The sequence below is a fragment of the Pararobbsia alpina genome, from assembly GCF_902859895.1.
Taxonomy (GTDB): domain Bacteria; phylum Pseudomonadota; class Gammaproteobacteria; order Burkholderiales; family Burkholderiaceae; genus Pararobbsia; species Pararobbsia alpina.
Map to the genome: position 1 here is coordinate 66,959 of NZ_CADIKM010000018.1, position 10,860 is coordinate 77,818.

The 10,860-nt window shown below is 63.1% G+C and carries 11 protein-coding genes; 2 read left to right on the forward strand and 9 right to left on the reverse strand.

What is annotated here, in order from left to right:
- From HV670_RS17800 to HV670_RS17835, 8 genes are all read right to left on the reverse strand, one after another.
- Positions 1-960, reverse strand: coding sequence for a ribokinase (locus HV670_RS17800; RefSeq protein WP_175106125.1), 960 nt, complete (start codon positions 958-960; stop codon positions 1-3).
- Positions 957-1,721 carry a glutamine amidotransferase gene (locus tag HV670_RS17805; RefSeq protein ID WP_175106126.1) on the reverse strand — a complete coding sequence of 255 codons (765 nt, stop codon included), beginning with the start codon at positions 1,719-1,721 and terminating at the stop codon, positions 957-959. The genes HV670_RS17800 and HV670_RS17805 overlap by 4 nt, the downstream gene beginning before the upstream one ends.
- 158 nt (positions 1,722-1,879) lie before the next feature.
- Complete coding sequence (locus HV670_RS17810; protein WP_175106127.1) at positions 1,880-2,977, reverse strand: phosphotriesterase family protein; 1,098 nt, start codon at positions 2,975-2,977, stop codon at positions 1,880-1,882.
- Between the two features lie 3 nt (positions 2,978-2,980).
- On the reverse strand, positions 2,981-3,982 hold the full coding sequence (locus tag HV670_RS17815) for an ABC transporter permease (RefSeq protein WP_175106128.1): 1,002 nt from the start codon (positions 3,980-3,982) through the stop codon (positions 2,981-2,983).
- Positions 3,983-3,984: 2 nt separating this feature from the next.
- The gene (locus tag HV670_RS17820) at positions 3,985-4,782 is read right to left on the reverse strand and encodes an ATP-binding cassette domain-containing protein (protein WP_246257624.1); all 798 of its coding nucleotides are present in this window, start codon (positions 4,780-4,782) and stop codon (positions 3,985-3,987) included.
- A gap of 117 nt (positions 4,783-4,899) precedes the next feature.
- A complete protein-coding gene (locus tag HV670_RS17825) occupies positions 4,900-5,856 on the reverse strand; it encodes a substrate-binding domain-containing protein (RefSeq protein ID WP_175106129.1) in 957 nt (318 codons plus the stop codon).
- 207 nt (positions 5,857-6,063) lie between these two features.
- Positions 6,064-7,086 (reverse strand): LacI family DNA-binding transcriptional regulator, encoded by a 1,023-nt coding sequence (locus HV670_RS17830; RefSeq protein WP_217478457.1) that lies wholly within the window; start codon positions 7,084-7,086, stop codon positions 6,064-6,066.
- Between the two features lie 183 nt (positions 7,087-7,269).
- The gene (locus HV670_RS17835; RefSeq protein ID WP_175106131.1) at positions 7,270-8,055 is read right to left on the reverse strand and encodes a metallophosphoesterase; all 786 of its coding nucleotides are present in this window, start codon (positions 8,053-8,055) and stop codon (positions 7,270-7,272) included.
- A gap of 305 nt (positions 8,056-8,360) precedes the next feature.
- Between HV670_RS17835 and HV670_RS17840 the strand changes: the two genes are divergently transcribed.
- The gene (locus HV670_RS17840; RefSeq protein WP_175106132.1) at positions 8,361-8,780 is read left to right on the forward strand and encodes a TOBE domain-containing protein; all 420 of its coding nucleotides are present in this window, start codon (positions 8,361-8,363) and stop codon (positions 8,778-8,780) included.
- Between the two features lie 186 nt (positions 8,781-8,966).
- Positions 8,967-9,632 (forward strand): hypothetical protein, encoded by a 666-nt coding sequence (locus tag HV670_RS17845; RefSeq protein ID WP_175106133.1) that lies wholly within the window; start codon positions 8,967-8,969, stop codon positions 9,630-9,632.
- A gap of 157 nt (positions 9,633-9,789) precedes the next feature.
- Here HV670_RS17845 and HV670_RS17850 read toward each other — a convergent pair whose 3' ends face one another.
- A complete protein-coding gene (locus tag HV670_RS17850) occupies positions 9,790-10,707 on the reverse strand; it encodes a helix-turn-helix transcriptional regulator (RefSeq protein WP_175106134.1) in 918 nt (305 codons plus the stop codon).
- Between the last annotated feature and the right edge of the window lie 153 nt (positions 10,708-10,860).

Genomic DNA, 10,860 nt, shown 5'->3' on the forward strand with positions numbered 1-10,860 from the left:
CTACCCGTTGGTGCGTTGAGAAGAGAGAAGTTCGCGCAGCGTGGCGCGGTCCGGAAAACTCGATTGCGTACCGCGGTGGGCGACCACGAAGGCTGCGACGGACTGTGCCGACGGTAACGCCTGTGCGATCGGCACGCCGTGCGCAATCTCCGCGACGAGCGTGCCGCAGAACGCATCGCCCGCGCCGACGGTATCGACTGCAACCGTGCGCGGCGCCTGCGCATGCTGGATACCGTCGCCGCCGCACCAGATCACGCCGTTCGCGCCGAGCGTGACGAGCACGTCGTGCGCGCCCGCCTCACGCAGCGAGCGAGAGGCGCCTTCCGGATCGGCGCACTGTGCCAGCGTTGCCGCCTCGATGCGATTGACGACGAGCACATCGACATGGGGCAGCAGGGGGCGGCAATCGAACCCGACCGGTCCTGGATTGAACATCGTGCGGCGTCCGTGGGCATGGGCATGCTTGAGGAGCGCTTCGGTCACTTCAGCGCTGAGATTGCCCTGCAGGACGACCCAGTCGCCGCGCCGCGTCGCGCGATCGAATGCATGGGTATCAGGCCGGTAGCGACCTGCGGCGTCGTTGCGGGTGACGATCGTATTCTCACCGCGCGCGTCGACGGTCACAATCGACAGGTCGGTCGCGCATGCGAAGCGCACGACATTCGAGGTATCGATGTGCTCCGCATCGAGCATCGCGATGATGCGATCACCGTCGTGATCGTCGCCCGTCGCGGCGAACAGCACGACGTGCGCGCCCGCGCGTGCCGCGATCACCGCCTGGTTGGCGCCCTTGCCGCCGAAATCGAGTGCGGTCGACGTCGCGAGCGACGTCTCGCCCGCCCGCGGCAGCTCGGTGACACGCAGTGTCAGATCGATCGCCGCGTTGCCGACGACGCACACACGTGCGGGAGTGCCGTCGTCTTCGCTGATGGGCGCATCGCTCACGACGGTCCCGATCATTGTGCCGTGCGGGGCTCGGTCAGCCAGTCGAGGCTGTTGCGCCACAAACGCGCATAGCCGTCCCACTCCGAGAACTCGGGAGGCAGCCAGTGAACAGACATATCGCTTGTCCAGGCGAGCGTGCGGCCCCGGCCAAACCGACCCGCAACGAGCAGAGGATGGTGCGTGCCCGGTACTTCGGCGATCAGTGTCGCATCGGGTTTCAGTTCAACTTCGTTATAGCCGAGCAGATGGGGCCATTGCGTTCCAAGCCCAGCGACGACCGGATGGGAGGCAACGATCGCCGGCGTGAACCCTTCAGGAACCTCGATGCGGTCGTCGTAGGGCAAGCACCTGACCGGCAGCACCTCCTCGACGGGCGTATTGCGGAAGCGGGCGCTCCCGTTGATCCCTTGAAAGCTCAGATAGCCGCCGATCATCATGAGGCCGCCCCCGGCCTCGACATACTCGCGCAGCAGCTTGAGCCGGTTCGGTGTGCGCTGGCTCTTGGCCCAGGTGTCGGGATGAAGCAGCAAGGTGTTCGCGCCGATATCCGACAAGATGATCGCGTCATAGGCCTGCAGGCCCTCGAGCGTCGAGGGAAACACGGTCTGCGCATCATGGCTGGGCATATGCGTGACCGAATAGTCGCCGTGACCGAACAAGGCGAGAAACTGGGCCGCCCCTGTGTGATAGGTCACTGAGGCGAACTGGTCGAACCCCTTGACATGGGTTGCCGTGCTCGTCCAGGACTCCCCGGCGAGTAGGACTGACTTGCTCATTCCAATCTCCCTGAAACGCAGTCCGACGGTGGGAAGTCATCGCCGGCGCCTGCTAAAAAAGTTGACTTCGCGGCCGCGCGCGACCGCATGGCGACAAGCCGATCGAATGCGACAGACGTTTCAATGACTGCGGACGCTTCTTCGCCTGCGAGACTCAGTTACGCAAGGGCTTGACGCGAAAACACACGTGCGGGATTGCGAACGAGTATCGTCTCGATCTGCGCATCGGTCACGCCGTGCCGCCGCAGGCGAGGCACGAAGTGTTCGAGGATGTAGCCATAGCCATACCCGCCGAAGCGCGTGAGCATCATCTTCAGAAACACGTCCTGGGAAAGCAGCAGGCGATCGATATGACCCGCATCGATCAAAGCGCGGATCGCGCGTGCGTTCTCCTCGTCCGAGGGGGACTGCGCCTGCTCGTCGGCGTAGTAGTAGTCCATGCCGATCATGTCGTACTCGAGCCACGCGCCGCGCCGTGCGATCGAATGCTGATACTCGGTATCGAGATGGCTCGGGTTCATATGGCAGAGCACCGTATGCGAGAGGTCGGCACCTTCATGCTCGACGATATCGAGTACGCGATGACCGTGACGGACCCAGCCGGGCAGATGCACCGAGAGCGGAACGCGCGTGGCGGCGCTCGCGCGCGCGGCCGCGCGCAGCGACTTTTCTTCTTCAGCCGTGAAGGCGGCCGAGACCCCGATCTCGCCGATCATTCCCGCAATGACATCGGGTTTGCCGGATGCGCCTCCGACCTCGAAGACAAGCTGCTCGGCGAGCGCTTCGATCGACTTTCCGCGCACATAGGCCGGATGCGAGGGCTCGAGATAGAAACCGGTCGACATCACGATATTGAGTCCGGTGCGTCGCGAGATGCGTTGGAGCGCGAGCGGATCGCGGCCGATGCCGATATTCGTCGGATCGACAACCGTCTGTCCTCCGCGATCACGAAACATCATGAGTTCTTCGGCCGCGAGGTCCGGATCGAACAGCTGACAGTTGTCGCGGTTCATCAGCGGGTTCATGCGCAATGCGCCGAGAATGCCGATATGAACCTTCTGTTCGCCGATATGCCGTTCGCCGCAGCACGACGGCGCGACCCATTTTCCCGAGGCATCGATCAGGATGTGCTCGTGCATCAGCGTGATGCCCATTTGCGCGACGGGCAAAGGCCCGAGCACCGTCATCACATGGCCGCTGTCGACGCCGATTGGCAAAGGCGAAGCATGTCCGAACACCGAATGTGCTTGCGTCATCGCTCAGCCCTTGCTCGTGCGCTGCGGCGCGAAGATTCGTGTATTCATCCAGATCGCGAACAGCATGATCGCGCCCTGGATGATCTGGGTATAGAACGGCGAGACATGGATCAGGATCAACCCGTTGCCGAGCACGGCGATCGTAAGCGCGCCGAGCAGGGTGCCGAGAATCGTGCCCCGGCCGCCGAAGAGGTTCGTGCTGCCGAGCACGACCGCAGCAATCACGGCGAGTTCGAACCCGACGCCCTGGTTCGACGAGCCGCTGCCGAGCCGGGCCGTGGTGATCAGGCCGGCGAGACCCGCGGCGGCTCCGCTGAGGACGTAGACCTTGATGATCACGAGACGCACATTGACGCCGGCGCGGCGCACGCCTTCGGCATTCGTGCCGATGCCGACGATATAGCGGCCGAAGCGCATATGCCGCAGGACGACCCAGCCCGCGAGCAGCGTGACGATCGCGATGACCGCCGGCAGCGGGGTACCGAATAACCAGGCGCGGCCGAGCTCGACGAACCAGCCGTCGCCTTCGATGGGCACCGAGTAGCCTTGCGTAATCAGCAGGGCGATGCCGCGCACGACCGACAGGGTCCCGAGCGTGACGATAAAGGCAGGCATGCCCGCGATGGCGATGAAGTAGCCGTTGATCAAACCGATGATCCCGCCGAGGACGAGACCGCCGATGAAGACGACCGTATCGGGGATGCCGGCTTGCAGCGCGATGGCCGCGAGCGCTCCGATGAGCGCAAGCGTCGAGCCGATCGACAAGTCGATGCCGCCCGTCGTGATCACGAGGGTCATCGTCGTCGCGACGATCAGCAAGGGCGCGCTTTGGCGGAGCACGTTGAGCAGGTTGCCGGCCGTCAGGAATGTGTCGGTCGAGAACGCGAAGGCGATCACACAGCACAGGAAGAACACCGCGATGCTGGTCACGCCGGCATTGCGGCCGAGGCGGTGTCTGAGCGGCAGGCGAGTGGGTTGGGTGGAGTCGGACAAGGTCACATCCATGTTCAGTTCTCGATGGTCGGGCGCGCGGAGCGGGCGTTGAACTTGTGTCCGACGATCAGATCGACGATTTCCTGAAGATTCGTCTCGCCGATTGGGCGATCGGCGACGTTCTGGCCTTCGTACATCACGCTGATACGGTCGCAGACCAGAAACAGGTCTTGCAGCCGATGGCTGATCAGGATCACGCTCACGCCGCGTGCGCTGACGGTACGCACGAGATCGAGCACGGCCTCGACCTCGGCGACCGCGAGCGCGGCCGTCGGCTCATCCATGATGAGGACTTTCGGATCGAACGAAACCGCTCGCGAGATCGCGATGGCCTGCCGCTGGCCGCCCGAGAGGTTTTCGACATCGAGCCGGGTGTTCGGGATCCGGATGCCGAGACCGTCGAGCATCTCGCGTGCGTCGAGGTGCATCTTCGCGAGGTCGAGCACGGGAACGCCACAGATGCGCCGCATGGGTTCGCGGCCCAGGAACAGATTGCCTGCGACGTCGACGGTGTCGCATAAGGACAGGTCCTGGTAGACCATCTCGATCTGATGGACGCGCGCGTCGCCGGGATTTTCGAAATGAACGCGCTTTCCATCGATCTCGATATAGCCTTCGTCGGGGATCACGGCGCCGGACAGCACTTTCGATACCGTTGACTTGCCGGCCCCGTTGTCGCCGACAAGTCCGAGCACCTCGCCCGGCGCGACTTCGAGATTGACGCCGCGCAGCGACTGGATTGCGCCATACCGCTTCGCGATATTGCGCATGCGCACCCGCGGGGGTACCGCGGTACTGGCCACACTGTTCATCAGGACAGGCTCCCGTTTAGTCAGGGTGAAGGACATCCATGGCGGGCGTCGGGTGAAGCACACGGCCCCCTGTCGTCCGCAGGCCGCGCACATGCGTATCGCGCCTCGTGCGCAGGCTTACTTGAAGACTGCGCGATACTGGGCGACGTTCGCCTTGGTGACGATCGTGACCGGTACCGAGATATTCTTTTCGACGGGCTGCTTGGCGAGCAGCTTGAGCGCGGCGTTGACGGCCGCCTTGCCTTCGCCTTCGGGATCCTGCTGGACGACGGCCGTCACGAAGCCCTGATCGAGCCCCTTGATGGCCTGTGCGCTGAGATCCCAGCCGACGATCTTGACCCGGTCGGTCGCCCCCTGCGCGGAGACCGCCGCGACGAGGCCGATCAGTGCGGGCTCGCCGGTGGCATAAACAACCTTGACATTCGGATTGCCTGAAATCAGGTTTTCGGCGGCTGTCTGCGCCTGATCCTGCACATTCTGGCCGTCGACCGTCGCGACGATTTTGGCGCCCGGTGCACTCGCGAGGCCCGTCTTGAATCCGTCGAGCCGGAGGTTCTGGATAAACGAATTCAATGCGCCTACCACGCCCACCTCGGCCTTGCCGCCCAGCGATTTCTTGATGTAGTCGGCCGTGTACTGACCGATGTCGGTACCGACCTTCTTGTTGTCGACGCCGACCTGCACGTCGTTGTCGCCGTTGACGATCGCGTCGATCGCAACGACCGGAATGCCGGCCTTCTTCGCTTCGGTGATCGCGGGCTTGATGCCGTTGACGTCGATCGCGACGACCAGAATCGCATCGACCTTCTGCTGGATGTAGGTTTCGATCGCGTTGTTCTGTGCAGTCGGATCGTTGTTGGAGTTGAAGATCGCGAGGTCCGCGCCGGCAGCCTTGGCGGCCTTTCGTGCACCCTCGTCCATCTGCGTGAAGAACAGGGCTTCCTGGTTGATCTGCACGAGCGCGATTTTCTTACCCGCCGCATTCGCGGCATCCGTGAAGCCGAACATCGTCACGGCTGCTGCCAGCGTAAGAGCGGCGGCGGTCATCCGGCGGAGTTTCAAAGGTGCATTCATCAACGACCCCTTTGCGATGAGGGCTGGACGTCAGCGCGATGCCGGGCCCAGTGTGGTGAAACTTCGAAAAGGCGCTTTCAAACGCCGCGCCTGACGCTTGTAAACCGGTTTACATACGTTACTGCTTGGCGGCTTTTTTTGTCAATGATTTCAAAATCTAGAGCGTGCTGCGGCGCCGCACGGACAGGGGCACGTGTATCGGGGGCTTCAGTCGTGACGCGGACGGGCGACGGAGGCGCGTTCGATCAGGCGCACCGGCAGGCGGTGCACGGTAGGCGGCGTGTCGGTGGCGCCCTGGCGTTTTCCTGCAAGACGCTCGAGCAGCATTTCGACACCGGTGCGGCCGAGATCGCGCGCGGACTGGCGAAGTGTCGAGATGGGCGGCATCAGGAGGTTCGCGAATTCCATATCGTCGAATCCGACGATCGACATGTCGCGAGGCACTTCGAGCTGACGGTCGCGCAGCGCCTCGAGCATGCCGACCGCGAGATAGTCGCTCGATGCGAAGACAGCGGTGGGTGGTGAGGGCAGGTCAAGCAGGTCGACGGCGGCGTCGTGTCCGAACTGACGCTCGTAGGCACCGAAGCGGACCAGCGTCGCATCGAATGCAATATCCGCCTGCGCGAGGGCGCGCCGGTATCCGTCGAAACGTTCCTGCACCGTGAGCAGTGCCTTGGGGCCCGTTATATGGCCGATCCGCCGGTGACCGGCTTCGATCAGATGGCGCGTGGCGAGATACCCGCCTTCGACGTTGTCGACGAAAACCTTCGGGACCTCGGTGCCTGGTACATCCTCGTCGATCAACACGATATTGCGGCGTTCGCCGATCAGCGTGCGCAGCGTGCCGTCGTCGGGTCGGTTGGTCACGAGGATCAGGCCATCGAGATGCCGGGTATCGAGCCAGCGCAGGTAGAGCGATTCGCGCTCGAGCTGGTTGCGGGTGATGCAGAGTGCGACACCATAGCCGAGTTTCGATGCCGCGAGTTCGACTTCGTCGGCGATTTCGGCGAAGAACGGATTGGCGACGTCGGGCATCGCAAGTCCGATCGTCTCGCTGCTGCCGAGGCTCAGGCGCCGTGCGAGACTGTTTTGCCGGTAGTTGAGAGCACGGATCGCATCGTCGATGCGTTTCGCGGTCTCGGGGGGGAGCGCGAGGCTGCGATTCAGGTAGCGCGAGACAGTGGCTTTCGACACGCTGGCATGCTCAGCGACGTCGCGAATCGTGGACACTTTGGGCACCTCAGCTGACCTCGGATGAAAGGTCTTAGTGTATCCCGGTACTCTTTCCCTCCGGCGAGAACGGGTGATGTCGCCGGAACACTTGCGTTTGCTCAACTCGAAGTGTTTTATTGCAGAGGCACCATTCCTATTACTCAGCGAATGCTGCGGCGGTCTTAAGAACCGTGTCCGAATTCAAACCTCTACGACCAGCCGCGATCCAAAGCTGGGGTTTTCCCACCGCAGATCGCCGGGCGCTCCGGCATCGCGGCGATTCTTCGCGTAGCCACGCGGATTCACCACGACCCGGCACTTGCCGACGCGATAGTCGAACGAATCATGCACATGGCCGTGGACCCAGAGGTCAGCACGCTCGACGAGCGGTGTCAGGTCACTCACGAATGCCGCATTGACGATGTCACCCTCGTACCGGGGATGAACCGATAAAGGATGCGGACCGTGATGTGAGATGACGACAGTCTTGCCTTCAAAGGGTATGTCGAGCTGCTCTCGAAGCCAGGTCACCGATCTCCGATGCTCTGACAAGGCGTGCTCAGGTAGAAACGGGTCGCGCTCACCCATACGGATCGCCCGATGATCGGCAAGCGTGTGTCCGGCGGCCCGCATCGCCATCGGGGCGTTGCCGAACAATTGGTAGTCTGTCCAGAGGCAGGCGCCGAGTATCCGGACGCCATCGAGATGCACGGCGGTGCGTTCGAGATAGCGCACCCCGGTCTCGCCGGCCGTGCGCCTCAGGGCCTCGCCGACGGCCAGGCAGTCGCCGTCGTAGTTCTCGTGGTTTCCGTGCACATAAAACACCGGCACCGGCCAGTCGGCGAACGCCCGGATTCCTTGCGCCTCCTGATGGATGTCGCCGGCCAGTATCAACGCGTCCGCCTCGGCCGCCGGTTCGATGACTCGATAGCCGGGGAAGCGTGCCAGCATGTCCAGGTGGAGGTCCGACGCAATCTGAAACTTCATCACTGTCTCCGAGAAACCTCGGCCTTCAGACCGGGGAGGTAAGGATACGGTTTGGGTATTGTTTCCGTGCTCCTTTGGTCCGTATGGTCTCATTTTCACCGAACACCGACGTGAAGGGGAAATGGAGCGGTCCGGGCGTTACCGTGCCGCAGGCGGAACCGTGAGAGCGGTACAACGTTGTCCGAATGGGGAGCGGCCAGCGATTTCCGCTAGAGTGGATGTTCCGGGGCTCGAGTCCAGGGGCGACACCGAAGGATCGGAAGCAACGCAGGGGAAACGACGCAGGACTACCCAGGAGAATCACCATGAAGACGAGCGCGCGAAATCATTTTGCAGGCGAAGTCAGCGGAATCAAGTCCGGAGCGGTCAACGACGAAGTCACTCTTAAAGTCGGCGACGCGACTCTGGTCGCGATCGTCACGCAGGACAGCACGAAGGCGCTGGGGCTTGCCACCGGTAGCAAGGCATTCGCCCTTATCAAGGCATCCTCGGTGATCGTCATGGTTGACGCCGACCCCGCCAAGATCTCAGCGCGCAACGTGCTCACCGGAACGGTCAAGGCAGTCAAGGCCGGTGCCGTGAACACCGAGGTCACGATTACCGCGGGCAAGCTCGAGATCGCCGCGATTATCACCAACGAAAGCGCTACCCGCCTCGGGCTCGCTGCCGGCAAACCGGCCAGCGCCGTCGTGAAGGCATCGAGCGTCATCATCGCCGTGGATTGAGAACCCGGAGGCGGCCCTCCGCACCTTCAGAATTGCCGCAATCACCAGCTGCGCTCTCGCTCGAGTAGGGGGCGGAACGATCGCTACCCTGGGAACGCGAATTGCAATGTCATGGGTGTCATGTGACGCACCATCCGGTTCGTGCAGGGCAACCGCGGCAACGCGTTCAACTATCCAGAGGGCAGCATGCGAATTCTGACTACTGAAGAGGGCTTGCCACGCGTCTCGTGGGGAGCCGTCATTGCTGGCGTTATCTTGTCCCTAGTGGTTTACCTTATTCTCGGAGTGCTCGGCACCGGGATAGGGGCTTCCCTGGTTGCGCCGATGTCCCAGCCGAATCCACTGCGAGGCTTCGGCTTCGGTTCGGGCGTCTGGATCATCATTACCACCGTGCTCGCCGTCGTGACCGGTTCGTACTTCGCGGGCCGATGCGCACCCGTGCTCGGCTGGCTTCACGGCCTGCTCGCGTGGGCGGTCACGATCATCCTCGTGACCTCTGCGATGGGTTCGCTGGTCGGCGGCACGGCCTCCATGGCTGCCGATATGGCGGCGGGCACGGCCATGCCGTCGCTGGGACAGGCGAGCGATGCGGTCGCGCAGGCCATGAACCCGGCCAGCGCTGTCGCGGCGATGAGCGACAGTGACCGCGCGACGGCTGAGGCGGCCGCGCGCACCGTCGCACGTGCAAGCTGGTTTTCCTTTGCGGCGCTGATCGTCGGCGGGATCATCGCCGTGACGGCGGGCAATCTCGGCTTTCGCCATCGCCCCTTGTTCGAGGACGCCGGCGGTGACACGGATAGCGACCCGACGCTTCACGGTGCCGTACGGACTGAACGACTCAGGCACCCCTAGCCAGTAGGGGGCCTCGGCAACGAGGCCGTTCATTTTGCGAGATAGGCATGGCGCGGTGCAACAAAACGCGTGATGCCTGCTCGCGGTGGAGCGTTTTACACTCAACAGCCGGACCCGAACGGTTCGCGGCTGCACACGCTTCGACGTAGCCGGTTGCTTACTTCTCAGGCACCGAGGCAGCGCGCGGATAACGGAAGTTGTCGAGCACCCGCGCCGCCTCGAACGGCTTTTTCGCCGAGCGGGCGCTCTTCATCAGCGCTTCGATCCGTTGCGCGGTGTCGGTTGACGGCGCCGGTGTGTACACCATGATGCGTGTACCGGGCGCATCGGGGACTTCGAGCGACAGCGCGTCCAGTTCGAGCACGCCCGCAACGGGGTGCTCGATGACCTTGCGCCAGTCGCTGCGCTTGAGCACTTCGTGCTCGGCCCACCACTTGCAGAAGTCGGCGTCGGTATCGATCAGTTCTTCGACGAGATCGCGCAGGAACACCTCTCCGGACGGCCGAAGAATGTAATCGCCGCGGAACTGAGCGAGGACGCATTTGGCGTAGGCATCCCAGCCGCGGAACAGCGTGCGCGAGCCTTCCGCCTGGAAGGTGAACCACAGCAGGTTGCAACGGCCCGCCGGCAATGCCCGGAAATCCGCGAATACCCGGACCGCTGCTTCGTTCCACGTCACGTAGTTCCAGTTTCCGTCGACGACGTACGCGGGCATGTTGCCGAGCTGGTCGAGCATGCGGCGCACCGTGTCGGTCACATTCTGCGCGATCGGGTAAGGGCCGGGCGGCGTGTAGTGATTGGCCAGCTCGAACAGATGCGTCCGCTCGTGCGGCGACAGGTTGAGCGCGTTCGCAAGGCTCTCGACCGTCCGGAACGACACATTCACTTCACGCCCCTGTTCGAGCCAGGTGTACCACGTGACGCTGATACCCGCGCGTTCGGCGACTTCCTCGCGTCCCAGGCCTGGCGTCTTGCGGCGCGGGCCTGAAGGGAACGCGATGTCCTCGGGACGCAGGCGCGCACGCCGCGTGCGCAGGAAGTCCGCGAGTTCGTCGAGTCGCTGCTGGTTCTCCATTGCCTGTCTCCTTGGTGTGTTTGCCTGTTACTGCCATTACTAGTAATAGCAGTTGCTAGATGCCCCAAACCATTCGTGTCACGCTGCGTTCATCGTCGGAACAAGTTCCGTTTCGCGAATGCGGTCGATCGATTATAGATCGCTATCCGAAGC